The organism is Nocardia aurea (assembly GCF_003123685.1).
Classification (GTDB): domain Bacteria; phylum Actinomycetota; class Actinomycetes; order Mycobacteriales; family Mycobacteriaceae; genus Nocardia; species Nocardia aurea.
Genome location: NZ_QCYJ01000020.1, coordinates 406,031 through 431,194 on the forward strand (window position 1 = coordinate 406,031; position 25,164 = coordinate 431,194).

A 25,164-nucleotide genomic window follows, 5' to 3' on the forward strand; every position below is an offset into this window, starting at 1 on the left:
GTCGCCGTATTTCCCGGATTCCGGCATCCGGACAGCAGATTGCCGACGCACGGTGGCGAAGGTTACAGTGGCGTTAGCAGAGCCGCTTGCAACTGTTAGCTCGATGGCTCTGCCCGCGTTGGAACAGACAAAGGAGTCTGCCATGTCGGCTGCGAGCACCGACGGCCCTGTGTTCGGCGGCGATCTGCGCCGACCGGCCCATATGCTGATCGATGACCGGTTCACCACGGTCGCCACCAAATTCTTCTCGATGTTCCGCCGCAGGTCCCAGGGCGGCGGCGCGCTCGCGGTCTACCTGCACGGCGAACCGGTTCTCGACATCTGGTCAGGCTGGGCCGACACCGATCGTCCGTGGCGCTCCGACACCATGGCGCTGTCGTATTCGACGGGCAAGGGCGTCGCGGCGACCATCGCCAATCGCCTGATCGAACGCGGCGTGCTGGAACTCGACGCGCCCGTCGCCACGTACTGGCCCGAATTCGCCGCGAACGGCAAGGGCGACATCACCGTGCACGAGGTGCTCAATCACCGGGCCGGATTGCAGCGCACCCGCGGACTGCTCGGCGACCCGGACGCTCTGCTCGACCACGACCGGGTCGCCGAGGCCATGGCCGCCTCCGCTCCCGACCCGATGCGGCTGCGCGCGTCGGGCTATCACGGATTGACCTTCGGCACTCTGATCGCCGAGATCGCCCAGCGGGCGACCGGGCGAGATTTCCTCGACGTGGTGCGGACCGAACTCACCGAACCGCTCGGTGACGACGACTTCTGGTTCGGCGTGCCCCACGATCAGCGTCATCGGATCGCCCGTCTGGGCCCGCGCCTCGGTATCGCCGGAGTGCCGTTCGACGTGCTGATCGCCCCGTTCGCGGCACTGGGTCCGGTGCGCTCGGCACGGGGCGCGGTCTACAACGGCTGGGCGGACATGAGCCTGGGCCTGCGCCCCTACGACGCCATGATGCCCGGCTGGAACGGCACTTTCACCGCCCGCGCGCTGGGCAAGATGTACGGCGCCATCGCCAACGACGGCCTCGTCGGGCACCGTCGGCTGCTGCGGCCGGAGACGACGCGACTCCTCGCCCACATGCCCGCCAACAGCCATTACGACTATGTCCTCGGCGCGGCGCCGCAATTCGCGCGCGGGTATCACCGCGCGATCGTCGGCCCGAGGCTCACCCGGCGCGCCTTCGGGCATTTCGGGATCGGCGGGTCGGGCGGTATCGCCATCCCCGGCGCCGGGCTGTCGGTCGGCTTCGTCACCAATCGCCTCGGCACCGTGGCCATGTCCCTCGGCGATGCCCGCCTGCCCATGTTGGCGGCCGCGGCCGAACAGGCGGCACGCGGCGCGGGTGACGCGGCGGTGGTGCACGACATCGCGGAGCAGGTCGCGGGTTGACCGCAGGCCGGACACGGTCGTGTCCGGCCACAATCGATCCGCCGGTCCTTCGGTCCGCGCACACACCTGCGGCACATCCCGCTCCGGGACGATCCCGGCACTGATAAACTGCCGTGCTTCAAGGACTTTGGTGTCGACCGAGATCGAGGGGGCCGAACCCAGTGCGACCGGACGAGGCGCGCGGTGCGGGAGCCGGGGTGTACGACGCGGCGGCGGCGGGTGAGTTCGGAATGCCGGAAGGTTCGGCGCGACGACTCGAAGCGGCATGCGACGCGTTGATCGAAGGATTGCGGCAGGCCAGGGCCGCCGGGGTCGAACTGACCGAGGTTTCGGGATTTTCGGAGCTGCCTTCGGGAAAAGCGCTGGCACGGGGATTCGAGGACAAGGGCGCGAGGTATCGCGAGGTTCTCGCCGGATTGCAGGAGGCGGCATTGCGTTTGAAGGCGGGATATCTCGCTGCGGCGAATCTGTTCGACGAGGCCGACGCGGCCAATCGGGCCGCGCTGCGGATCGCGGCCGATGAACTGGACGAGCTATGACGCCGCCGGGCTGGCGTGAGGGCACGGACCCGCCGTACGTGCCTGACCGCGAAGCGTTCGACGCGTACACCCACGCGGAGATCTGGCAATTGGTGCGCGAGGCCCTGGATCCGGCGGCGCTCGGGCGGACCGCCGAGAGTTGGCAGACCGGAGCGAACACCCTCGAGTACCTGTTCGAGGCGTTCGCCGCCGCGGTGCGGCAGGAATTCGCGGACTGGAGCGGGCAGGCGGCGACGGCCGCGCGGGAATCCACCGAGGCCTTCGTCCGCGCCGGGGCGGCCGCGCAGGAGGTGTGCGTCGCCGTGCACCGACTGATGGAACTGAATTCCTCTGCGGCCCAAACGGTCCGGGACGCGATCCCCGCGCCCGCCGCGCCCTACGCGCCCGACCCGGACCCGGTCCGCGAGGCCATCGACGGCGGTCCGCGCAAGATGGCCCACGATATCGCCGCGGCGAGCGCGCTGGCCGACGCGCAGGACACGCTGACCTTCCTGTACAACTCGACCCTGGTGGCATCCGGTGATGCCGTTCCCGCTTTCGATACGCCCGTTCGTGGAGAGATCGCGCGGTGAGGTGGGTTTTCACCCCGGACGAGTTCACCTATGTCTGGTCGGTAGAAACGGGGCTCGACCGTCGGCCCTACCCGATCGATATGGCGCATCGAGGCACCGTCCGCAGTGAGAACGACTGGGAGAAGCTCAAACTCGCCGAGCGTTTCCGACGCAACAGCGATCCCGATCTGACCGGCGCGCTCACATTGTGCGCGCGCAACGATGTCACCACACTGACCGTCTCCGGCGATCGTTACGGCCCCGAGGGCCGGGCCGAGGAACCGATACTCGCCTTCGGCGCCACCCACCTGAACTGGGGCACGGTCCTGGTCGCCGGCCCGTGCGATGTCACGGTCATCGCCTGTCACGCCCGTCGGGTGCCGCACCATCTGGTCGCCGCGATGGGAGCCGCCCCCGCCGGTCGGCTCGCCCCCATGCGCGAACCGCGTGCGGCCGTGCTCTACGACGATCCCAACAACTGGGGACAGTCCGACGACGCCGAACGCGCCGCCGTGTTCCGCAAGACGCTGCACCGTCCGATCGATGCGCGCGGCTTCATCACCGTGACGGTCGCGCCGGAGGAGCCGATGTCCCCGCCGACCCGGCACCGCACCTGGCTCGACTTCACCGACGACGGCCGGTATCTGCTGACCACGACCGCCGATCTGAGTCTCACCCCGGTCACCGACACCGGGCTGCACACCCAACTCGCACGCCTGGCCGTCATCCGCTGACGCGGTGTCGATCGGCCCGATACATCGTTACCGGTCGGTTTCAAGATCGAATGGGGACGACCGGGTTTCGGAATCGAATTCGGACCGCAATTCCCGGTGAAGGCCAGGGCCGCACGCTGTCGCCACCCGCGCGGACTACCACGTCCGGGGGCGCTGAGCTGGCAGGAACGCGTGTCCGGCGAGCCGTCGAGGTCCGGTCGGCGTGAACACGAAATGACCGTGAATCGAATTCATTCGGGGCGTGTCGCTCGCGGCACGCCGAGTTCTCTCGAGATCACGGCTAATCCACAGTTTCGCTGGCGCCGGTGTATCGACTATTAATGGGCATGTGCCGTTCCCACGTGTGATCACTTGCCAAGCCTCGAATCTCCCCCGGCGGGAGTCGAGGTGACGATAGAGCATCCCATCGAGGACGAAGTCGGTCAGCTGGCGAGGCGGGTCGAGAAAGCCAGAGGCCGACTGGCATACCAGTTCGACCCCGCGCTGACCCAGGCGCTCTCCGAAGACGAACTGCACGCCGAACGTGATCTCGCCGAGAAGATTCGCGGCCAGGATCGCGCACAGCGCTGGAAACAGGCGCAAGCCGCCGCAGGCGCCGCCGACCGCGCCCGACAGACCACCGAGGAAATCGAGAAGGCCGACATCAGAGATCTACTGGTCGCCCGCAAGGCGATAGCCGCACAACGACGGGAATCGAGTCCGCACGCCAAACTCGCGTCGCTGTACCGGCATCGGGCATGGTCACTGCGCGCGCTGGCGGGCGTGGTCGGCGCGGGCATGCTCTGGTCGGCCGTCAACGTGCAGCACAACATCGCACCCGGTGGCCCGAGTGATCCGCTGTACTGGTTCAGCTACCTGATCGAGGCGATGATCAGCGTCTGCTTGATCATCATCATGATCGGCACCAACAAGGTGTCCGAATGGGGTGTCGTCGACAACCGCGGCCAGGTCGTCGCGGCCGAGGTCGCGCTGCTCGCGCTGACCGTCGGCCTCAACACCTATCCCTACATCCGGGGTGAGCGTTGGTTCGACGCGGGCGTGCACGCGGTCGCGCCGGTGATGATCGGTGTCGCACTGCTGATCCACGACGCCGCCAGCGCGCGCTACGGGCTCGCCATCGCGCGCGCCACCGATCAGGTCCGCGATCTGCCCGATCCGGCCGAGGTCATCCGCAACAGACTGCCCGATCTGGCCACCTACCGTCCGATGGCCATGGAGCTGGGCGTTCCGCGTCCCGTCGTGATCGAAGCCGAACCCGAAGCCGATCCCGAGCCCGCGGTCGAAACGGCCGAGATGGACGAATTCGACGAGGTGGACCAGGAACAGTCCGCCGAGCAGTTCGCCACCGAAGAGGACGACGCGCCGACCGAGGCGATCGCCGTCGAGCCCGCGCCCGCCGAACCGGTCGAACCCGCTGCGGCACCGGCGGCCGAGAAACCGGCGCCGCAGCCCGAGAAGCGCCGCGCCCCCGCCGCTTCCGAGAAGGTACCGGCGCGCGAGATCAACGGCGCGGTCCCCAAGATCCTCGACGGGCGTCCGTTCGCCACGACCAAGCCCGAGGTGCCGGAACCACCCAAACGGCCGTCGACGACGCCGCCACCGGCCCCGAAGCCCGCTGTCGCGACGGTCGCCGAGACCAAGCCGGTCAAGGCCGTTCCGCCGCCTGCCGCGAAACTCGCCGAGAAGCCTGTCGAAAAGCCCGCGGAGAAACCCGCCGAGAAGCCCGCCGTCAAGGCGGCCGCCGCTCCCGCGCCGGCCCCCGCCCCTGCCCCCGCCACCCCGGCGCGGAGCGGCCTGCGCAAGGTGGCGCCGGCGAAATCCCGCGCCAACGGCAGCTCGGGCGATTCCCGGTCCACCGCGGCGTCGGCCAAGAACGGCAAGGAAACCCCCGCCGTCCCCGCCAAACCGGATCTCCAGGTCGTCCCGGCACCGGACCCGATCCACGACACCGGCCAGTTCCGCATCGCCGAACTGCTCGAACAGGAACTCGCCGAACTCCAGGCCGAACGCCGTCGCGCCCGCACCAGCAGGCAGCGCTGACCGGTTCGACCAACGCCGGTGAGCGGCAAGGACCATGGGCGGGGCGACGACGCACCGGATGAGCTGCGTCGCAGCCTGGGGCTGATCGACGCGGTGATGGTCGGGCTCGGCTCGATGATCGGGGCGGGGATATTCACGGCGCTGGGCCCCGCCGCCCGAGCGGCCGGGTCGGGGCTGCTGCTCGGCTTGGCGGTGGCGGCCGTCGTGGCGTACTGCAATGCCACCTCCTCGGCGCGCTTGGCCGCGAGGTACCCGTCCTCGGGCGGAACGTACGTGTACGGACGCGAGCGGCTCGGGGAATTCTGGGGATACCTGGCCGGATGGTGTTTCGTGGTCGGTAAGACCGCGTCGTGCGCCGCGATGGCGCTGACCGTCGGCGTCTACCTGTGGCCGGAACACGCGCACGCCGTCGCGGTGGCGGCGGTCGTCGCCGTGACCGCGATCAATTATCGCGGCGTGCAGAAGTCGGCCATGATCACCCGGGTGATCGTGGCGATCGTGCTCGCCGTGCTGGCCTCGGTGCTCGTCGCGGCGTTCACCAGCGCGAACGCGGACACCGCGCGACTGGAATTCGCCTCCGACATGACCGTTTTCGGGGTCATGCAGGCGGCGGGTCTGCTGTTCTTCGCCTTCGCCGGGTACGCGCGGATCGCCACACTCGGCGAAGAGGTGCGCGACCCGGTGCGCACGATTCGCCGCGCGATCCCGCTCGCACTCGGCATCGCCCTGCTCGTGTACGCGGCCGTGGTGATCGCGGCGTTGCTGATACTCGGCCCCGAGGGGTTGTCACAGGCGACCGCACCGCTGACGGAGGTGGTGCGGGCGGCCGATGCCGACCGGCTGCGACCGATCGTGCGATTCGGCGCCGTGGTGGCCGCGCTGGGATCACTGCTCGCGTTGATCCTCGGCGTCTCGCGCACCGTTCTGGCGATGGCTCGCGACCGGCATCTGCCCCACGCGTTGGCGGCGGTGCACCCGAGGTTCACCGTCCCGCACCGTGCCGAAGTCGCGGTCGGCGCGGTGGTGGCGGTCGTGGCCGCGACCGCCGATGTCCGTGCCGTGATCGGGTTCTCGTCCTTCGGTGTACTGCTCTATTACGCCGTCGCCAACGCGTCCGCGTGGACACTGACCGCCGTCGAGGGACGTCCGGCGCGGGTGATACCGGCGTTCGGGTTGCTGGGCTGTCTGGCCCTCGCCTTCACGCTGCCGCTGCCGTCGGTGCTGACAGGCGCGACGGTCGTCGCTCTCGGCGCGGTGATCTACTCCGCTCGCAAGCGAATCTCACGTTCGCGTGCGGCGACCCCCTAGCCGGTCGGCTGGTCGCTCGGCGCCACGGGCAGGAGTTCGGCGAGTTCTCCGGCAATTCGCAGCCCGCATCACCGGGCGACAGGCGCGGTCCCGGAACCGGTCACGACCGAGCCGCCGCGGTGGCCACCCGGGGTCGCATGCTCCCCGATCAGGGGTGTGACCTCACACGCGGGTGAGGTCACACCGGTCGACGGCAAGAGATGAGACACTCATCGATATTGATGAATATCGAATCCGACGACAAATGAACGCCCGACGAACAAACCCCCGCCTGGCTCGATCAGCGACAGCAGGTTGCGCCCGAGGCCACGGCGTCGCTCTTGGCGTCGGCGCCGCAGCACGCACCCTCCGAAGCAGCCTCCTCGGCGGTGCCGCAGCACACGGCGACGGCCTGCGCGTCGTCGACGGAGGCGAGTTCCGGGGCGGTGCCGAAGGATTCGGAATCGGCGAGCACCGTGTACACCTCCCACCGCTCGGCATCGGGGCCGGTGACCCACACTTTGTCCTGGGTGGCGAAACAACAGGTGGTCGCGATCTGCTCCTCGGTGAACAATCCCGCCTCCGACAGCCTGGCGATCTCGCCGTGGACCTCCCCCGAGGTCTCGACCTCGACGCCGAGATGGTTCAGGGTGCCGCCCCGACCCGTGTTCTCGAGCAGGACCAGTTTCATCGGTGGCTGCGCGACAACGAAGTTCGCGTAGCCGGGCTTGCGCTTGGCCGGTGCGACGTCGAACAGCGTCGAATAGAAGGCCACGGCCTGATCGAGATCGTCGACATTGAGGGCGAGCTGGATGCGAGACATGACGATACCTCCACTTGTGAGACATATATCGAAGAACTGACAGCTCCGAGTCTGGCCACTTCTTCGACATATGTCAATAAGGTTGGTAATATCGATGTCATGCCCAAGGCGTTGCCCGTGATCGACATGTCCGCCCCCGTCTGCTGCGCCCCCGTCGCCGCGGGCCCGATCGATGACGCCGCCGCCCTCGAGGTCGCACTGCGCCTCAAGGCGATCGCCGATCCCGTCCGGGTCAAACTCATGTCCCTGCTGCTGACGAGCGCGCTCGGCGAGGAGAACAGCGGCGACCTCGCCGCGGCCGTCGCGGTATCGGAATCCACCGCTTCCCACCACCTGAGGGTGTTGCGCGAGGCCGGACTCGTGGAATCGGAACGACGCGGCATGAACACCTTCCACCGGGCCCGCCGCGACGCGCTGTCCGCACTCTGCGTGGTCCTCGACCCGAACTGCTGCCGCTGACACGGCTACCCGGGCCTACGCGGGCGTGAGACGACGAATCGTCCCGATATCGCCCCGACGCGACCGACCAATTCCGGTCCCGCACTGCGGGATCGAGACGTGGCGACCGCACGGGCGATCCACACACCGTACGGGCCGGTCTCTTTACCACGAATAGCTGCCTGGATCCCACCCCTGGAGTTCCGCGCGACCTGTGATATTCGTAACCTCCGAAGGGGTTGCGACGGTTCGGCGATGGAAGGGGCTCGATGAAACCGCAGTACGCGTACCGGTGGGTCAACAATCACGGGGTGATCCGCCTGTTCAAGAAGGCGCTGCTCCGTCGTGGCGACGTGTTCGCGCGGTTGAACTGCAGCGCGGAGGGCATCGAGAATCCGTACGCGCTGATCGAGGAGATGCGCGGCACGGGCGGATTACCGCGGACGTTCCCGGTGTGGACCGCCTTCGATCACGAGATCGTCCGGGATATCCTGCGCGACAATCGCTTCGGTGCCGGGGTGCCGACCGTGCTCGGCATGCCGAGACTCGTGCGACGCCTGCTCGCGCGCAGGCCGGTACCACCGAACCCGGTGGACGCACCGTCGATGCTGGTGATCGACCAGCCCGAACACACCCGGATGCGAAAACCGGTCACCGCCGCCTTCACCCCGCGCGCCGTCGCCCGACTCAGCGATCGGATCGAGACGGTCACCGACGAACTGCTCGCCGCGCTGCCCGACGACGGCCCGGCCGATCTGATGGCGCAGTACGCGGCCCAGGTGCCCATCGCCATCATCTCCGAAATGCTCGGCTTCCCCGATTCCGACCGCGAGATGTTCCTGCGCTGGGGCGACGAGATCAGTCCGCTGTTCGACATCGGGATCTCCTGGCAGACCCATCAGCGGGCGATGGAATCCTCGGAGCGGCTGCACCGCTATCTCCTCGAACATGTCGAGCGCCTGCGCGTCGAACCCGGCGACGACATCCTGAGCAGTCTGGTCACCGCGGGAGATCTGTCCACCTACGAACTGTGCGCGTCGGCGACGCTGCTGATGGCCGCTGGCTTCGAGACCACCGTCAACCTGATCGGCAAGGGCGTCATCTGGCTGCTCCGTCACCCCGATCAACTGGACCGGCTGCGCGTCGAGCCGGAGCTGTGGCCCAACGCGGTGGAGGAGATCCTGCGGATCGATCCCCCGGTGCAGACCACCGGCCGCACCACCCGCACCACGCTGGAGATCGGCGGCACCCGGTTGCACAAGGGCTCGATCGTGATGCTGTCGCTGGCGGGCGCCAACCGCGACCCCGCCGTATTCACCGACCCGGACCGCTTCGACATCACCAGGGAGAACGCCAAGAATCACCTGTCGTTCAGCAGCGGTATCCACGTCTGCCTCGGCGCCGGTCTGGCCCGCATGGAAGCCGTACACGCCCTGCGCGCCCTCTTCGAGGCGTTCCCCGACCTGCGACTGACCGATCCGCCCACCCGTCGCCCCCTGTTCACCCTGCACGGCTACAAACACCTCCCCGTGCACACCGGTCCGCGTGTACGGGGCCACCAGCCCATCGGCTGACCCACACCCGCGGCGGGGCCCGGCGCCCGGATTCCTCGGAGCCGACCGCGCTTTCGTGGCACTGCCCGGCGCTCGGTCGGCCATCCCCGGCGTACGTTGCCCACCGAATCCGCCTGCGCTCACTCGCCTGGTCGGGTTGTCCTCCGTCGCGGGAGTCGCGAACCCAGCTCACCGGCACGAAGGAATCGCGGATCACAATCCGGCAAGCATCGGTAATGGACACCGTCGCACCGCGATATGACCGGTGAGCGTTCTGGTGATGGAGGTGGGGCATGGCCGCCGAGACCGTAACGCCGAAACGCCGTTCGTATCACGTGCGCTGGAGAACGATCGGCCACGTGATTCTCACAGCGACCACGCTGTTCCTGGCGGTGTGGTTCTGTGTAGTCGGCACGGTCCTCCTGAACCTCAACGAACCGACTTCCAACGAAATACCCCCGCGAGTCCGTACCCCTACCGGCGTGCATCTACTGCCGCTGATCAAGCAGGTCCCACCATCCCCCACCACGATCACGCCACCCCCACGGCCATCCCGCTGAACGAAACTCGTCGATGCACAGCCGCGCGCGACACCGAGACGACGAAAGCCGGTCGTTCCCGATATCGGGCGAAGACTCATCGATGGCTTCAGGCACGGCCGCTGATCAGGGCCGGAAGAATCGAAACTGTGTCGGGGTGACAGGATTTGAACCTGCGACCCTCCGCTCCCAAAGCGGATGCGCTACCAAGCTGCGCTACACCCCGTGACCTCGTCGCGGATCGGCCGACGTCGAGGATGAATTACTGCGTGGAGCGGGTGACGGGAATCGAACCCGCACCATCAGCTTGGAAGGCTGAGGTTCTACCATTGAACTACACCCGCAGGCATACGACACCGATGGGATCGCCACGATGTCGTGTGCGCACCGACTGTACCGAATCACCCCGGCAAAATGCCAATCGCCTCCTTTCCCGGCGCCCGTGTGGCAGATCATCGAGATGTCCGATGGCGTAGATAGGTCACAAGCCCCCGGATCGGGCCCGGGTGTGTCACGCTGATCGACACGGGGATCACGGGGTGCACGCCGGACACCGGGCCGAGAACAACGGTGTTCTCAGCACACGATCGGCGTGTCACGGCGCGACTCTCCAGCGAACCGGAATTGATGTGTAACAACCGGGCGCCCGAAACGATCACACATCCGATCGCCGCTCGCCAAGGACCGAAAACTCGTTGTTAAACGCCGTTTTTCAGGCCCGAGTGGCTTGCTAGGATCCTTTTTGCCGGACGGGGGTATCTGGAAAGGGGGCGGTGAACGTGCACCGAGCTCGGTGGGCCCAACCGCATAGCAGTAGTGATCGGGGTGAGGCCGGCACCTGTGCTCGCACAGGGCACCCGGGTACCGACGTCACCCACGCCGGGTGAGTGCGATGCCAGCGGACATCGAACCACCCGTCGGCGCGATGGCGCGCGCCTGGGCACGTGCGGTCTGCGCGGAGCCCGGCTCCCACACGTCACCGCAGCACTTGGAACCCGTCCTGATCCAGATCGTCGGCCGCCTACTCGAGCTGGCCAAATCCGAACCTTTCCCCGTGCCCGAGGCGAGGCAGCTCGGCGCGCTGCTCGCGGAACCGCCCTTCGAGCGGACCAGGATGCTGGCCCAGGCCAGCCGTTGGCTCCTCGGTTTCCCCTCCGGCAGACCGGGATCGCTGGTCGCCACCCGCTGGCCGTTCATCGCCAGCCAGGCCATCGACAGCTATGCCCAGGCCCTCCAGGAACGCGCGCTCGACCAGCAGAAGCACCAGATCTCCGCGCAGGTGTCCCAGCGCGTCCAGGAGATCGCCGCGCTCCAGCATCGGCTGCGGCACGAGGCGACTCACGACGCGCTCACCGACCTCGCCAACCGCACCCTGCTCCAGGACAAGGTGGCGCGCATGGCGGCGGACCCGAACAGCGATGTCGGGCTGCTGCTCATCGATCTGGACCGGTTCAAGCAGATCAACGACGGATACGGGCACGCGGTCGGCGACGAGGTGCTCGTCGAGCTGGCCAACCGGCTGCGCGAGACCTGTCCGCCCGACACGGTGATCTGCCGTTACGGCGGTGACGAATTCGTGCTCGCGGTCAACCGCGATTACCACACGGTGGCCGAGATCGCGCACCGAATCGTGCTGGCACTGCGCGATCCGGTGTGGTCGACCGCGGGGCCGGTCCCGGTATCGGCCAGTGTCGGCACCGCCCACAATCCGCCCGGAACCCGGTGCGATTTCACGGATCTGCTTCGTCGCGCCGATCGCGCGATGTACTCGGCCAAAACAGCGGGTGGCCGCCGCTTCGCCTTCTCGGACTCCGACGACCCGGAGATCGACGCCGTCGCAGGCTGATCTCCGGTACGAAGGCCATCGATGCCCACGGGCGCGCTGCCGCCGCCGCACCGGCCGGGAGTAATCGACTACCGCACGGGCTGTTTCGTCCCGCAGGGGCACGCTGAGCCCCGTTCACCGCCCGCCCGACGGGCAGCACGACCTCTTCGATCCGCGCACACCGACCGCTCGCGTTCGACCACTCAGGGACATCATCCGCCGACGCGCGGCCAGTTCTCCGACCGCCGTCACCCTGGCTGACAGTTCGGACACCAGAACAGATTTCGACCTTCCAGTACCGCGTGCACCACCGTCGCACCGCAGACCCGGCAGGCGGCGCCCGCGCGTCGGTAGACGTAGGTTCTCGGCCGGTCCGGCGCGTAGGACGGCTCGCCGTGATCGTGTTCGGGCCGCACCACGTGCATGAGACCGGTCGCCACGCCCACCGGCATCAACTCCACCAGATCGGCCCAGATCGCGCCCCACTCCTCGGCGCTCACCCCGCTGCCCGGCCGGTACGGCGAGATGCCGTGCCGGAAAAGCACTTCGGCCCGGTAGACGTTGCCGACACCGGCGATCACCGCCTGGTCCATCAGCAGCGCGCCGATCGGCCTGCGCGAACGACGGATCCTTCGCAGGGGTTGCTCCGGATCGGCGTCGGCGCGCAGCGGATCGGCGCCGAGCCGATCGGCCAGCGCCTCCACCTCGGGCGGGGTGAGGATCTCGCAGGCGTTGGGGCCGCGCAGATCGGTCCCGAAACCGGATTCGCCGCGCTCACCCGCGCCGATCATCCGCATCCTGACCTGACCGACCGGCGCGGCCATCGGGAGGGCCGAGTCGTAGAACTTCCCGTAGAGACCGAGGTGGATATGCACCGTCACACCGGACTCGTAGTGGTGCAGCAGATGTTTTCCGTGCGCCTCGGACCCGGTCAGCACCCGTCCGTCGATCAGCGCCGCGCCCTCGGCGAATCTGCCCTGCGGGCTGGACACCCGCACCGCCGCCCCGACGAACCGCTCGCGGTGCAGCAGCGCCAGCCGATGCAGGGTGTGCCCTTCCGGCATGCGGATCAGCCGATGGCGGGCGGAACGCCGGTCTTCTCGTATTCGGCCAGGATGTCGATGCGGCGCTGATGACGTTCCTCGTCCGACCACGAGGCCGACAGGAACGCGTCGACGATGGCGAGGGCTTCCTCGGTGCTGTGCATCCGGCCACCGACACCGATCAACTGGGCGTTGTTGTGCTGACGCGCCAGCTGGGCGGTCTCCACACTCCAGGCAAGCGCGCAGCGAGCGCCCGGCACCTTGTTGGCGGCGATCTGCTCACCGTTGCCGCTGCCGCCGAACACCAGGCCGAGGCTGCCGGGATCGGCCACCGTGCGCCGGGCCGCCTCGATGCAGAAGGCGGGATAGTCGTCGAGTGCGTCGTACTCGAGGGCGCCGCAGTCGACGACCTCGTGGCCCGCCTGCTCCAGATGGGCCTTGACGTGATTCTTCAGTTCGAAACCGGCGTGATCGGCACCCAGGTATACGCGCATGGAGGCGATTCTCTCAGGCCCGTTAACGGCGACGACGTGAGGGGATGAATACAGTGCATGACCATGCAGTCCGATGACCTTCCACTGTCGAAACCGCACCCGGAACCCGATGGCGAACAGGGCGGTTCGAATCCGGTGACGGGTCTGGCCGGTTGGAACCCGGCGGTCGGACCGCCGGGATGGGCGCCGGGATACCAGACACCCGCGCCGACCAGCGGTCCCCCGGCCGGACCGACCCAGCACACTCGGGGCCTCTCGCCGTTCGGCATGCCCGCCCGCCACATTCTCGAGATACCGCTGCTGACGGTCGTGGTGGTGCTCACGGCGCTGTTCTTCGTGCTCGGGGTGCTGCTGACCGTGCTCGGCTCGATCCCGTTCCAACTCTCGGCCCCGCTGCTCCTCGCGCCGCTGATCCTGTGGTTACAGCGCGGCATGCTCTTCGCGAGCCTGCGCACGAGCGGGGTGAAGATCACGCCGACCCAGTTCCCCGACGCGCACCGGATGGTGACCGAGGCGGCGGCCCGGTTCGGTATGACGACGGTCCCCGACGCGTACGTGGTGCTCGGCAACGGCGCGATCAACGCCTTCGCCTCGGGGCACGGATTCCGGCGTTTCGTCGCGGTCAACAGCGATCTGTTCGAAATCGGCGGCGCCGCACGCGATCCCGACGCGCTGGCGTTCATCATCGGGCACGAGGTGGGACATATCGCGGCGGGCCACGTCTCCTATTGGCGCTGGCTCGGCATGTACACGGTGCCGTATCTGCCCATCCTCGGCGGATCGTTGCAGCGCGCGCAGGAGTACACCGCCGACAATCACGGTTACTGCTACCGCCACCAGGGCGCCTCGGGCGCGATGCGCACCCTCGCCGGGGGCAAGTACCTCAACGCGCTGGTCGGGTACGACGAGATGGCCGATCGCGCGCCCGTGGAACGCGGATTCTTCGTGTGGCTCTACAACGGTCTGGTCAGCCATCCGGTGCTGACCTGGCGCATGTGGGCGTTGCGCGACCGGAGCAGGCACGGGAACCTGCTGTGGCGGCCGAATCGTAAACCCGCGCTGCCACCGAACGCCGGGTTCCTGCCGCCCGCGGACGCTTTCCCGCCGGGCCGTAATTACCCTCCGCACAGCGGGATTCCACAGCCGGGCGGCTATCCCCCGCAGGGCGGTTATCCGCCGCAGGGGACCTACCCACCGCCGAATCAGTACTAGCGATCGGGTTCGCCCAGTTGGGAGCAGTCCGATTCCGAGCCGCGGGGGCAATCAGCGGCCCGGGGCGCTCCCGCACACCGTCCGTGGTGTGGCGACACCGCCGCCACACCACTACCCGGTCAGTGGAATTCCGGGTTCTCGGTCCTGGTCCGCTTCAATTCGAAGAAGTGCGGGTAGGACGCCAGCGCGACCACGCCGTCCCACACCTTGCCCGCGTCCTCGCCGCGCGGAATGCGCGAGAGCACCGGACCGAAGAAGGCGATCCCGTTGACGTGGATGGTCGGCGTGCCGACATCGGGGCCGACCTTGTCCATACCGGCGTGATGACTCACCCGCAGCGCCTCGTCGTACTCGGTACTCTCGGCGGCCTTCGCCAGATCGGCGGGCAAGCCGACCTCGGCCAGCGAGTCGGCGATGACGGCGGCCAGCGATTCGGCGCGCGTCGGACGCTCGTACTCGTCCTTGCGCTCGTGGATGCGGGTACCCAACGCGGTGTAGAGCGGGGACAGCACCTTGTCGCCGTGCTGTTGCGCGGCGGCGATCGCCACGCGCACCGGACCCCAGCCGGTCGCCAGCAGTTCCTTGTACTGGTCGGGCAGGCCCTCGCGATCCTCGTTGAGCACCGACAGGCTCATGACGTGGAAGTTCGCATCGATATCGCGGACCTTCTCGACCTCGAGGATCCAGCGGGAGGTGATCCAGCACCACGGGCACAGTGGGTCGAACCAGAAGTCGGCAACATCTCTCTTCGCCGTGTCGGTCACGGGTGGTCCTCTCGATTCGCGTGCTAGGAGGCGGCGATCACAGCGCCGCTATGTGGAGCAACCATGTCGTCCCACGATTCGTTCCCATGCCACGGATTTCTCGCCGATGTCCGGATCCGCGATCGGGCGCGAACGATGTCAGTAAGCTCGATGGGCAGGAAGCCGGTTCCCACGAGTCCCGCACGCGGGAGTCCGAGACAAGGAGTCCGCAATGACCTCGCAACGTCGTTTCGTCATCGTCGGCGGTGGCCTCGCAGCGGCCAAACTCGCCGAAGCCCTGCGGGACAACGATTTCGACGGCACGGTGACCGTCTTGTCCGCCGAGGAGCATCTGCCGTACGAACGGCCACCGTTGTCCAAGGAACACCTGCTCGGCAAGAAATCCCTCGACGAGTTCACCGTCGATCCGGCCCAGTGGTACCGCGACCACCACATCGATCTCCGGCTCGGCACCACCGTCACCGCGATCGACCGGACCGCGAAAACCGTCACGCTGCCGGACGGGTCGACCCTCGACTACGACAAACTGGCGCTCGCGACCGGTTCGACACCGCGTAAGCCGCCGCTGACCGGCATCGACGCGCCCAATGTGTACACCTTGCGCACGATCGCCGATTCCGACACCCTCATCGAGCTGTTCAACCAGAGCAACAGCCTCGCCATCGTCGGCGCGGGCTGGATCGGCCTCGAGGTGGCCGCGGCGGCACGCGGCGCCGGTCTCGACGTCACCATCGTCGAATCCGCGGAGCAGCCGCTGCTCGGCGCGCTGGGAGCGGAGATGGGCGCGGTCTTCGCCGACCTGCACACCTCCCACGGTGTCGATCTGCGGCTGGGCACCCAGGTCACCGAGATCACCACCCACGACACCGGTGAGGCCCAGCTGGCCGACGGTTTGCGGCTCGGCGACGGCAGCACCGTCAGCGCGGACGCGATCCTGGTCGCGGTGGGCGCGCGGCCGAATATCGAACTCGCGGCCGATGCCGGTCTCGCGGTCGACGGCGGCGTACTCGTGGACGCGAATCTGCTGACCAGTGATCCCGATATCGTCGCCGTCGGCGATATCGCCGAACAATCCCATCCGCTGCTGAATCGCCGAATCAGAGTGGAGCATTGGGCCAACGCGCTCAACCAGCCCGCCGTGGCCGCCGCGACCATGCTCGGCAAATCGGCGTCCTACGACCGGCTGCCCTACTTCTTCACCGACCAGTACGACCTGGGCATGGAATACACCGGATACGCCGCGCCGGGCGATTACGACCGGGTGGTGGTGCGTGGCGACACGTCGAAGCGGGAATTCGTCGCGTTCTGGCTCGACTCGGATAACAGGGTGCTGGCCGGGATGAACGTCAACGTGTGGGATGTGACCGACCGGATCAAGGAACTCGTCACCGCCGGTGATCCCGTCGATCCGGACGAACTGGCCGATACTTCCACTCCCCTGTGATCCATATCACTCCATGCGATCGGCGGGTACGTCGAGAGCGCGGGGGCGGTTCCGACCTACCGTCGAGAGCGTCTCGAGGACGCGCCGACCGGCAAGGAGCCGAACCGTGAAATACATGCTGCTGAAGACCTACAGCGAAGCCGCGAACTGCGACATCCCGATCAACGAATGGGCGCCGGAGGACATCGTGGCGCATATGGAATTCCAGAAGGCGCTCGGCGAACAACTCACCCGCTCCGGCGAACTGGTCGACGCCCAGGGGCTCGCGGGCCCCGACGAGGCGCGCGTGGTGAATTCCGACGGACGTTCGGCGCCGGTGGTCACCGACGGTCCGTTTCCCGAGACCAAGGAATTCCTGGCCGGATATTGGATTGTCGATGTAGACAGCCCGGAGCGCGCGATCGAGATCGCCGCGCAGGCGTCGGCGGCGCCCGGTCCCGGCGGTGCGCCGATCGGGGAACGCATCGAGGTGCGGGCGGTCATGAGCGCGCCCGCCGGACAGTAACCGGCCCCGCACCGGTGACCGAGATCGTTTCGCGGGCGTCGGAGGACCTGCTGCGCGAGCTCGCGCCGCAGGTCCTCGGCACCCTGGTCCGGCGTTTCGGTGATTTCGACACCGCCGAGGACGCGTTGCAGGAGGCACTGCTGGCCGCGGCGACGCAGTGGCCGGGCGACGGCGTGCCGGAGAATCCGCGCGGCTGGTTGATCCAGGTGGCGCAGCGGCGCATGGCCGACGCGATTCGGGCGGAGGTGGCGCGCAGGCGCAGGGAGAGCGCCGTCGCCGATCGCGAGGTGACCGATCAGGAGACGATCGACCGAGACGACACCCTGGCTACCTATTTCCTGTGCTGCCACCCCGCGCTGAGCTCGGCCAGTTCGATCGCGCTGACACTGCGCGCGGTCGGCGGGCTCACCACCGCCGAGATCGCGCACGCCTTCCTGCTGCCCGAAGCGACCATGGCGCAGCGGATCTCGCGCGCGAAGAAGCGCTTGTCGACGCTGGACCGCCCCTTCGCCCGTCCCGGCGACGCGGCGTGGCGGGAACGTCTCGGCCCGGTCCTGCACGTGCTTTACCTGATCTTCACCGAGGGGCACACCCGCAGCGCCGGACCCGATCTGCATCGCACCGATCTGTCCGGCGAGGCGATCCGGCTGACCCGTGCCATCCACCGGCTGCTGCCGGACGACACCGAGGTGACCGGCCTGCTGGCCCTGATGCTGCTCACCGACGCCAGGCGCGCGGCCCGCACCGGGCGTTACGGGGAGCTGATTCCGCTCGCCGAGCAGAACAGGGCGCTGTGGAATCGGGCCGATATCGGCGAGGGTATCCGGCTGACCACGGGCACACTCGCCCACGGCCTGTCCGGTCCCTACCAGGTACAGGCGGCGATCGCGGTCCTGCACGCCAAGGCATTACGGGCCGGCGACACCGACTGGCCGCGCATCCTCGATCTGTACACCCTGTTCGAGCACCTGGCTCCCAACCCGATGGTGACGCTCAATCGCGCCGTCGCGGTCGCGATGGTGCACGGCCCGGCCGCCGGACTCGCCGTCACCGACACCCTGGACAAATCGCTGGCCGACAACCACCGGCTCGACGCGGTGCGTGGTCACCTGCACGAGATGGCGGGCGACCGCACGGCCGCCGTCGCCGCGTACACCGCCGCCGCGGGACGCACCACCAGCACCCCGGAACGTGATTACCTGACCCTGCGGGCCGCGCGGCTGCACGAGCGACACCCCGGCTGACGGCACAGGGCGGCTGCGCGACGCGCGACGCGAACGGGCAGACTGCTCGCGTGGCAGACAAAACCAGTGCGGGAGTACTTCTGTTCCGTCGCGGCGCGGACGGCACCGAAGTCCTCATCGGACATATGGGCGGGCCGTACTTCGCCCGCAAGGACGACGGCGCGTGGTCGATCCCGAAGGGCGAGTACGTGGCGGGCGAAGAGGACGCCCGCGCCGCCGCGAGCCGCGAATTCACCGAGGAGCTGGGACTTCCCGTGCCCGAGGGCGAATGGATCCCGCTCGGCGACGTCCGCTACGGCAGCGGCGCCCACAGCAAGACCGTCACGGTGTGGGCGGTCGAGGGCGATCTCGATCCGAGTCTGGTGGTGCCGGGCATGTTCGAGATGGAGTGGCCGCCGCGAAGCGGGCGAATGGCCGAATTTCCCGAGATCGATCGCGCCGACTGGTTCGATCTGACCACCGCCAACGACAAACTGGGCAAGGGCCAGCGTCCGTACCTGGACCGCCTCGCGCGGATACTGCGCGGCGAGTAGTCCGTCAGTTCCAGGTGCGGCCGGTGATGAGTTCGTAGGCCTCGGCGTACTTGCGGCGCGTCACCTCGACGATATCGGCCGGGATCTCGGGGCCGGGCGGTTCCTTGTCCCAGCCGGTCGAGGTCGCCCAGTCGCGGACGAACTGCTTGTCGAAGGAGGGCTGGGTGCGGCCCGGCTCCCACTGATCGGCGGGCCAGAAACGCGACGAATCCGAGGTCAGCACCTCGTCACCGAGGGTGAAAACGTCACCGTCCCAGCCGAATTCGAATTTGGTGTCGGCGATGACAACCCCCGCCGCCGCCGCGTGCGCGGCGCCGCGCAGGTAGATGTCGAGGGTGGTGTCGCGCAATTTCTCCGCGACCTCGCGCCCCTCCTGATTCACCACGTCGGCGAAGGTGATGGGTTCGTCGTGCCCCACCGAGGCCTTGCTCGTCGGCGTGAAGATCGGTTCGGGCAGTTTGTCGCCGTCGCGCAGACCGGGCGGCAGCGCGATCCCGGACACGGTCCCGGTGCTCAGGTACTCCTTCAAGCCGCCGCCGGTCAGGTAGCCCCGGGCGATGCATTCGACCTGGATCATCTTCAGCGGTTTCACCCGGATGCCGCGGCCCGCGAATTCCGCCGGCACGTCGGTGGCCGAGACCACGTGATTGGGCACATCGGAGAAATAGTCGAACCACCAGTTCGACAGCTGGGTCAGCAGCGTGCCCTTGCCGGGGATCGGCGTCGGCAGGACCACGTCGTACACCGAGACCCGATCGGAAGCGACGAGCAGCAGGGTGTCGCCGTCCTCGTACAGGTCGCGCACCTTCCCGGCGTGCACATGCTTCAACGTCGAGCCTCCGAATCCGTTGCTGATGAACCTGCGCTGCACACGAACAATACCGCCGTGGCGGCAACGGCTGAGCGACGCGGCCCCCGTTCGGACCGATAGTGTTGGCGGAGAAAGTCCCGCGCGAGCGGCCACGCAGTGGTGGCATTGTGGGTGCTGCCCGTGCCGTTCTTCGACCACGAAGGAGACTCATGTCCGCACCCAACCTGACTCGCGAACAGGCGATCGAACGCGCAGCGACAGTGCAGGTCGAGAACTACCGCATCGAACTCGATCTGACCGACGGGTCGGGCAAACCGGGCGAACATACCTTCTCCTCGCGCACCACCGTCACCTTCACCGCGACGCCGGGCGCGAGCACATTCATCGATATCGTCGCTCGCCAGGTGCGTGGCGCGGTGCTCAACGGCGACCCGGTCGACGTGTCGGGTTACGACGAGTCGACCGGACTCACGCTCACCGGCCTCGCCGAACGCAACGAACTGGTCGTCGAGGCCGACTGCGAGTACTCCCACACCGGTGAGGGCCTGCACCGTTTCGTCGACCCGACCGACGACGCGGTCTATCTCTACTCGCAGTTCGAGACCGCCGACGCCAAGCGCATGTTCGCCTGCTTCGACCAGCCCGATCTGAAGGCCACCTTCGATATCTCGGTGACCGCCGCTGCGGATTGGAAGGTCATCTCCAACGGCGCGACCGTCGAGCCCGCCGAAACCACCGCCGCCGAACCCGGCCACCACCGGTTCCGCACCACACCGCGTCTGAGCACCTACCTGGTCGCTCTCATCGCGGGCCCGTACGCGGAATGGACCGACGTCTACACCGACGATCACGGCACCATCCCGCTCGGCATCTACTGCCGCGCGTCGCTGGCCGGACACATGGACGCCGAGCGCCTGTTCACCGAGACCAAACAGGGTTTCGGCTTCTACCACGCCAATTTCGGCGTGCCCTACGCCTTCGGCAAATACGACCAGCTCTTCGTCCCCGAGTTCAACGCGGGCGCGATGGAGAACGCGGGCGCGGTGACCTTCCTGGAGGATTACGTCTTCCGGTCCAAGGTGACCAGGGCCTCCTACGAACGTCGCGCCGAAACCGTGCTGCACGAGATGGCGCACATGTGGTTCGGCGATCTGGTCACCATGAAGTGGTGGGACGATCTGTGGCTCAACGAGTCCTTCGCCACCTTCGCCTCGGTGCTGTGCCAGTCCGAGGCGACCGAATACACCAATGCCTGGACCACCTTCGCGAATGTGGAGAAGTCCTGGGCCTACCGCCAGGATCAGCTGCCCTCGACCCATCCCATCGCCGCCGATATCCCCGACTTGGCGGCCGTCGAGGTCAACTTCGACGGAATCACCTACGCCAAGGGCGCTTCGGTACTGAAACAACTCGTCGCCTACGTCGGCCTCGAACCGTTCCTCGCCGGTCTGCGCGCGTATTTCGCCGACCACGCCTACGGCAACGCGACCTTCGACGACCTGCTCGCGGCGCTGGAGAAATCCTCGGGCCGCGACCTGTCGACCTGGGGCGCGCAATGGCTCAAGACCACCGGGCTCAACATTCTCCGTCCCGATTTCGACGTCGACGCCGACGGACGCTTCACCCGCTTCTCCGTCGTCCAGGAAGGCGCGCATCCCGGCGCCGGTGAGCAGCGCGTCCACCGGCTCGCCATCGGTGTCTACGGCGAGCGGGACGGAAAACTGGTGCGCACCAACCGGGTCGAACTCGATCTGGAGGCGGCCGAGCGCACCGACGTGCCCGAACTCGTCGGTGTGGAGCGCGGACAGTTCGTCCTCGTCAACGACGACGACCTCACCTACTGCTCGGTGCGGCTCGACCCGGATTCGCTCGACGTCGTCCTGCATCGCATCCACGAGATCGTCGAACCGCTGCCGCGCACGCTGGCCTGGTCGGCGGCGTGGGAGATGACCCGGCAGGCCGAGATGCGGGCGCGCGATTTCGTCGCCCTGGTCCAGCGCGGCGTCGGCGCCGAATCGGAAATCGGTGTGGTGCAACGCCTCCTGATGCAGGCCAACACCGCGATCGGCAGCTACGCCGATCCGGGCTGGGCGGCCGACAAGGGCTGGTCCGAATTCGCCGACACCCTGCTGGCGGCGGCCCGAGCGGCCGAACCCGGTTCGGATCACCAACTGGCGTTCGTCAACTCGCTGACCGCTGCGAAACTCGATCCACGCCACACCGAGGTGCTGCGCGCACTGCTCGACACCGATCCAGCGGCGGCGGGGCTGAACGGTCTCGACATCGATACCGACCTGCGCTGGCGCATCGTGACCGCGCTGGCCGCCGCGGGCGATATCGACGGCGACGGCACCGAAACCCCGGTCATCGACCAGGAACTCGCCAACGATCCCACCGCGGCGGGTAAGCGGCAGGCCGCGGCGGCGGCCACCGCGCGCCCGATCGCCGAGGTCAAGGAACAGGCGTGGGCCACGGTGATGGGCGACGACGCCGTCCCCAACATCACCGCCCGTTCCATCGTCGGCGGGTTCGCCCCCGCGGGCCAGGGTGAGTTGCTCGAGTCCTATGTCGAGCGGTACTTCGCCGATGTGCCCGGTGTCTGGGAACGTCGCTCGAGCGAGGTGGCGCAGACGGTCGTCATCGGGCTGTACCCGTCGTGGGCCATCAGCGACGAGGCGGTCGCCATCGCCGACAAATTCCTGTCGGGCGACCACCCGCCCGCCCTGCGTCGCCTGGTCAGCGAAGGTAAGGCCGGTATCGAGCGGTCGCTGCGCGCCCGGGCCGCGGACGCCGAATAGGCACGAGGACGCGAAACGGGGTGAACCGGAAACGGTTCACCCCGATGAGCACACGAACGTGTACGGGTAGGAGCGGGTCTCAGCGCCTGAATTCGCCGACCATGACCTCGATCGCCGAGCGCAGACCGTCGATCAGGTCGCCACGCTTGAACGAGTCCCGCGCGGCGGTGGCGCCGAGCTGGCACATGCGGTCCTTGGCGCGGACCGGCACGTCGATGCCCGCACGGACCTCGATGGCCTTGTCGTTCGGGGAGACGGCGATCAGTACCGAACGCGCCGCGTCGGGCGTCGCGGGGAAGATCGCGTCCGCGCCCGCGGCCGAGTCCGACCCCAGATCGCCGATGTAGACGTTGAAACGCGTGTTGGTCGCCCTGGTCGCCTTGGTGAGCGCGTTATCGATGGCGAGCCGTTCGTCGTCGCTGAACGGCACCTCCTTGAACACGTCACCGGCCTCGTGCACACCCGAGACCCGGCCACTGCTGGTGAGGGCGTATCCGTGCGGCAGGTCGGATTCGACCACCGCGGGCCACTTAGAATTTGCCACTTGCCCGGCCTCCGATCAGATTCGCCCCGGCGGCTTCGATAGCCGCGTGACCGCCATGCGGCGCTTCGCCGTGGTGGCCGTGTCCGGTCACCTCGTCGGTGGCACTCCACAACACCGGCGGCTGGGTCCACTTCTGACCGAGGTCGAAATGGGCCGGTTTATCACCAGCGAGTGGCTTGCCGAGATACGACAATCCGGCGATCGCGCCATAGATCACCAGCGGGATCGCGCCGAAGATCAGCACTGTCTCGAGAATGCTCACGGATCAACGGTATCCGATCGCCTGTAGTAGATCATCCACTGGTCGTACCGCGACGCGATCGTGTTGGTTCAGACCAGCCACGCGGCGGCATCCGGAGGCAGCTGACCGTTCTTCAGCGTCGCGCTGGCCAGCAGCAATTCACCGGGCGGTAGCGGGATCGGGGCCGCAGTGGCGTTGAGCACGCAGACCAGCCCGCCGGGTCGCCGGAAGGCGAGACAACCCTTCGGGCTGCCATACCACTCGATGCGCTCACCGGCGAACTCCGGGCGTGTCCCGCGCATCTCGATCGCCATCCGGTACAGCGACACCGTCGACCCGAGTTCCTCGAGTTGGGCCTCCACCGTCAGCCGCGCCCACTCCGCGGGTTCGGGCAGCCAGGACTGCGCCGCGGCGGTGAAACCGAACGGCGGGGTGTCGCCCTCCCACGGCAGCGGCACCCGGCAGCCGTCGCGCCCGCGCTCGGTATGCCCCGAGCGCTCCCAGACCGGATCCTGCAAGACGTCCTCGGGCAGGTCGTCCACATTCGGCAGACCCAGTTCCGAGCCGTTGTAGAGGAAGACCGAGCCGGGCAGGGCGAGTTCGACCATCATCATCGCCTTGGCCCGCTCGACCCCGTCGACACCGCCGCCGTACCGGGTGACCTCGCGTTCGATGTCGTGATTGGACAGCGTCCAGGTCGGCGTCGCGCCCACCGGGGCCACCGCGGCGAGCGAATGGTCGATGGCGGCGCGCACCGATTCGGCGTTGAACGCGGTTTCGGCGAGGCGGAAGTTGAAGGCCAGATGTAGCTCGTCGGGGCGTACGTACTCGCCGAAGCGGACGTTGTCGTCGACCCACACCTCACCGATGGAGACCGCGTGCGGATACTCGTCGAGCACCTTGCGGAAACGGCGGTGGATCTCGTGCACGCCCGGGTTGTTGAAACGCGGATCGTCGTCGTCGTGCACCAGCATCTTGGTCGAGACGTTCGCCATATCGGGCAGTCCAGGCGGTTTGGCCATTCCGTGCGCCACATCGATGCGGAATCCGTCGATCCCGCGGTCCAGCCAGAACCGCAGTGTCTGCTCGAAGTCGGCGACGACCTCGGGGTTCTCCCAGTTCAGATCGGGCTGTTCGGGCGCGAAGATGTGCAGGTACCACTGGCCGGGCGTGCCGTCGGGTTCGGTGACCCTGGTCCATGCCGGTCCGCCGAAGATACTCGGCCAGTTGTTCGGCGGCTCGGAGCCGTCGGGCCCGCGACCGTCGCGGAAGATGTAGCGGGCGCGTTCTCCGCTGCCCGGTGCGGCCGTGCGCGCCGCGACGAACCACGGGTGCTGATCACTGGTGTGATTGGGCACCAGGTCCATGGTGATCTTGATACGTCGCTCGTGCGCCTCGGCGATCAGGGCGTCCATCGCCGCCATCCCACCGAACAGCGGATCGATATCGCGCGGATCGGCGACGTCGTAGCCTCCATCGGCCATCGGTGAGCGCATGACCGGGCAGATCCACAGCGCGTCGACTCCGAGTAGTTCCAGGTAGCCGAGCTTTTCGCGGATACCGCCGAGATCACCGACGCCGTCGCCGTCGGAATCGGCGAAGGATCGCGGGTAGACCTGATAGAACACGGCCGAGCGCCACCACGGTTGCGCGTCTCCGTCGGCCGGTTCGGTGCGATCCACCGGCGCCGGCACGGCTGGTGTCTGTGTCACATCCGTAATAGTGCCAAAGAATTTCGGCGAATTCCCTCAGGCAACGCCATGTTCACAGCATCCCGGCAAACCGTCAGCGTGTGCGTCGCCCTTT

At 67.8% G+C, this 25,164-nt stretch carries 23 protein-coding genes and 2 tRNA genes; 15 read left to right on the top strand and 10 right to left on the bottom strand.

Going from position 1 to position 25,164, the window contains the following annotated elements:
* Positions 1–142: 142 nt before the first annotated feature.
* From DAT37_RS07080 to DAT37_RS07105, 6 genes are all read left to right on the top strand, one after another.
* The gene (locus tag DAT37_RS07080) at positions 143–1,396 is read left to right on the top strand and encodes a serine hydrolase domain-containing protein (protein ID WP_109523860.1); all 1,254 of its coding nucleotides are present in this window, start codon (positions 143–145) and stop codon (positions 1,394–1,396) included.
* A 161-nt stretch (positions 1,397–1,557) separates the two neighbouring features.
* On the top strand, positions 1,558–1,935 hold the full coding sequence (locus DAT37_RS07085) for a hypothetical protein (RefSeq protein ID WP_109523861.1): 378 nt from the start codon (positions 1,558–1,560) through the stop codon (positions 1,933–1,935).
* A gap of 38 nt (positions 1,936–1,973) precedes the next feature.
* A complete protein-coding gene (locus DAT37_RS07090) occupies positions 1,974–2,507 on the top strand; it encodes a hypothetical protein (RefSeq protein ID WP_232839559.1) in 534 nt (177 codons plus the stop codon).
* Positions 2,504–3,220, top strand: coding sequence for an ESX secretion-associated protein EspG (locus DAT37_RS07095; protein WP_109523863.1), 717 nt, complete (start codon positions 2,504–2,506; stop codon positions 3,218–3,220). Before DAT37_RS07090 ends, DAT37_RS07095 begins: the two co-directional genes overlap by 4 nt.
* Before the next feature lie 387 nt (positions 3,221–3,607).
* Entirely contained in the window at positions 3,608–5,260 is a 1,653-nt protein-coding gene (locus DAT37_RS07100) for a hypothetical protein (protein ID WP_109523864.1), read from the top strand.
* Positions 5,261–5,278: 18 nt separating this feature from the next.
* Entirely contained in the window at positions 5,279–6,568 is a 1,290-nt protein-coding gene (locus DAT37_RS07105) for an APC family permease (protein WP_269814735.1), read from the top strand.
* Positions 6,569–6,848: 280 nt separating this feature from the next.
* Here the strand turns inward: DAT37_RS07105 and DAT37_RS07110 are convergent, their stop codons facing one another.
* On the bottom strand, positions 6,849–7,370 hold the full coding sequence (locus DAT37_RS07110; protein ID WP_109523865.1) for an ArsI/CadI family heavy metal resistance metalloenzyme: 522 nt from the start codon (positions 7,368–7,370) through the stop codon (positions 6,849–6,851).
* Positions 7,371–7,469: 99 nt separating this feature from the next.
* Between DAT37_RS07110 and DAT37_RS07115 the strand changes: the two genes are divergently transcribed.
* On the top strand, positions 7,470–7,829 hold the full coding sequence (locus tag DAT37_RS07115) for an Rv2640c family ArsR-like transcriptional regulator (protein WP_109523866.1): 360 nt from the start codon (positions 7,470–7,472) through the stop codon (positions 7,827–7,829).
* Between the two features lie 248 nt (positions 7,830–8,077).
* Positions 8,078–9,382 carry a cytochrome P450 gene (locus DAT37_RS07120; protein WP_109523867.1) on the top strand — a complete coding sequence of 435 codons (1,305 nt, stop codon included), beginning with the start codon at positions 8,078–8,080 and terminating at the stop codon, positions 9,380–9,382.
* A gap of 670 nt (positions 9,383–10,052) precedes the next feature.
* Here DAT37_RS07120 and DAT37_RS07125 read toward each other — a convergent pair.
* Positions 10,053–10,126, bottom strand: a tRNA-Pro gene (locus tag DAT37_RS07125).
* A 44-nt stretch (positions 10,127–10,170) separates the two neighbouring features.
* Positions 10,171–10,244, bottom strand: a tRNA-Gly gene (locus DAT37_RS07130).
* Between the two features lie 548 nt (positions 10,245–10,792).
* On the opposite strand from DAT37_RS07130, the gene DAT37_RS07135 reads away from it, so the two are divergent.
* Complete coding sequence (locus tag DAT37_RS07135) at positions 10,793–11,746, top strand: GGDEF domain-containing protein (RefSeq protein WP_109523868.1); 954 nt, start codon at positions 10,793–10,795, stop codon at positions 11,744–11,746.
* A gap of 227 nt (positions 11,747–11,973) precedes the next feature.
* Here DAT37_RS07135 and DAT37_RS07140 read toward each other — a convergent pair whose 3' ends face one another.
* Positions 11,974–12,789, bottom strand: coding sequence for an Fpg/Nei family DNA glycosylase (locus DAT37_RS07140; protein ID WP_109523869.1), 816 nt, complete (start codon positions 12,787–12,789; stop codon positions 11,974–11,976).
* A gap of 5 nt (positions 12,790–12,794) precedes the next feature.
* Complete coding sequence (locus tag DAT37_RS07145; protein ID WP_109523870.1) at positions 12,795–13,262, bottom strand: ribose-5-phosphate isomerase; 468 nt, start codon at positions 13,260–13,262, stop codon at positions 12,795–12,797.
* 267 nt (positions 13,263–13,529) lie between these two features.
* Between DAT37_RS07145 and DAT37_RS07150 the strand changes: the two genes are divergently transcribed.
* Complete coding sequence (locus tag DAT37_RS07150; protein WP_109523999.1) at positions 13,530–14,474, top strand: M48 family metalloprotease; 945 nt, start codon at positions 13,530–13,532, stop codon at positions 14,472–14,474.
* A 119-nt stretch (positions 14,475–14,593) separates the two neighbouring features.
* Here DAT37_RS07150 and DAT37_RS07155 read toward each other — a convergent pair whose 3' ends face one another.
* Entirely contained in the window at positions 14,594–15,238 is a 645-nt protein-coding gene (locus DAT37_RS07155; protein WP_109523871.1) for a mycothiol-dependent nitroreductase Rv2466c family protein, read from the bottom strand.
* A gap of 211 nt (positions 15,239–15,449) precedes the next feature.
* On the opposite strand from DAT37_RS07155, the gene DAT37_RS07160 reads away from it, so the two are divergent.
* The 4 genes from DAT37_RS07160 (at position 15,450) to DAT37_RS07175 (ending at position 18,964) form a co-directional block, all read left to right on the top strand.
* The gene (locus DAT37_RS07160) at positions 15,450–16,682 is read left to right on the top strand and encodes an NAD(P)/FAD-dependent oxidoreductase (RefSeq protein WP_109523872.1); all 1,233 of its coding nucleotides are present in this window, start codon (positions 15,450–15,452) and stop codon (positions 16,680–16,682) included.
* A gap of 106 nt (positions 16,683–16,788) precedes the next feature.
* On the top strand, positions 16,789–17,187 hold the full coding sequence (locus tag DAT37_RS07165) for a YciI family protein (protein ID WP_198654130.1): 399 nt from the start codon (positions 16,789–16,791) through the stop codon (positions 17,185–17,187).
* A 23-nt stretch (positions 17,188–17,210) separates the two neighbouring features.
* Complete coding sequence (locus tag DAT37_RS07170; protein ID WP_109524001.1) at positions 17,211–18,431, top strand: RNA polymerase sigma factor; 1,221 nt, start codon at positions 17,211–17,213, stop codon at positions 18,429–18,431.
* 50 nt (positions 18,432–18,481) lie between these two features.
* Positions 18,482–18,964 (top strand): NUDIX domain-containing protein, encoded by a 483-nt coding sequence (locus DAT37_RS07175; protein WP_109523873.1) that lies wholly within the window; start codon positions 18,482–18,484, stop codon positions 18,962–18,964.
* Positions 18,965–18,968: 4 nt separating this feature from the next.
* Here the strand turns inward: DAT37_RS07175 and DAT37_RS07180 are convergent, their stop codons facing one another.
* Positions 18,969–19,793, bottom strand: a complete 825-nt coding sequence (locus DAT37_RS07180) for a phosphoribosylaminoimidazolesuccinocarboxamide synthase (protein ID WP_109524002.1) — start codon at positions 19,791–19,793, stop codon at positions 18,969–18,971.
* Between the two features lie 191 nt (positions 19,794–19,984).
* Here DAT37_RS07180 and pepN point away from each other — a divergent pair, with 191 nt between their 5' ends.
* Positions 19,985–22,573, top strand: coding sequence for an aminopeptidase N (pepN, locus tag DAT37_RS07185; RefSeq protein ID WP_109523874.1), 2,589 nt, complete (start codon positions 19,985–19,987; stop codon positions 22,571–22,573).
* Positions 22,574–22,652: 79 nt separating this feature from the next.
* Here pepN and DAT37_RS07190 read toward each other — a convergent pair whose 3' ends face one another.
* The 3 genes from DAT37_RS07190 to DAT37_RS07200 form a co-directional block, all read right to left on the bottom strand.
* Entirely contained in the window at positions 22,653–23,117 is a 465-nt protein-coding gene (locus tag DAT37_RS07190; protein WP_232839561.1) for a DUF5130 family protein, read from the bottom strand.
* Positions 23,104–23,379 carry an aa3-type cytochrome oxidase subunit CtaJ gene (ctaJ, locus tag DAT37_RS07195; RefSeq protein ID WP_109523876.1) on the bottom strand — a complete coding sequence of 92 codons (276 nt, stop codon included), beginning with the start codon at positions 23,377–23,379 and terminating at the stop codon, positions 23,104–23,106. The genes DAT37_RS07190 and ctaJ overlap by 14 nt, the downstream gene beginning before the upstream one ends.
* 68 nt (positions 23,380–23,447) lie before the next feature.
* Entirely contained in the window at positions 23,448–25,070 is a 1,623-nt protein-coding gene (locus DAT37_RS07200; protein ID WP_408637370.1) for a glycoside hydrolase family 13 protein, read from the bottom strand.
* Positions 25,071–25,164: the final 94 nt, after the last annotated feature.

Coding starts and splice junctions, on each gene's coding strand:
- DAT37_RS07080 (WP_109523860.1), top strand. CDS start 143: ATGTCGGCTGCGAGCACCGACGGCCCTGTGTTCGGCGGCGATCTGCGC.
- DAT37_RS07110 (WP_109523865.1), bottom strand. CDS start 7,370: ATGTCTCGCATCCAGCTCGCCCTCAATGTCGACGATCTCGATCAGGCC.
- DAT37_RS07115 (WP_109523866.1), top strand. CDS start 7,470: ATGCCCAAGGCGTTGCCCGTGATCGACATGTCCGCCCCCGTCTGCTGC.
- DAT37_RS07120 (WP_109523867.1), top strand. CDS start 8,078: ATGAAACCGCAGTACGCGTACCGGTGGGTCAACAATCACGGGGTGATC.
- DAT37_RS07135 (WP_109523868.1), top strand. CDS start 10,793: ATGCCAGCGGACATCGAACCACCCGTCGGCGCGATGGCGCGCGCCTGG.
- DAT37_RS07140 (WP_109523869.1), bottom strand. CDS start 12,789: ATGCCGGAAGGGCACACCCTGCATCGGCTGGCGCTGCTGCACCGCGAG.
- DAT37_RS07145 (WP_109523870.1), bottom strand. CDS start 13,262: ATGCGCGTATACCTGGGTGCCGATCACGCCGGTTTCGAACTGAAGAAT.
- DAT37_RS07150 (WP_109523999.1), top strand. CDS start 13,530: ATGCCCGCCCGCCACATTCTCGAGATACCGCTGCTGACGGTCGTGGTG.
- DAT37_RS07160 (WP_109523872.1), top strand. CDS start 15,450: ATGACCTCGCAACGTCGTTTCGTCATCGTCGGCGGTGGCCTCGCAGCG.
- pepN (WP_109523874.1), top strand. CDS start 19,985: ATGTCCGCACCCAACCTGACTCGCGAACAGGCGATCGAACGCGCAGCG.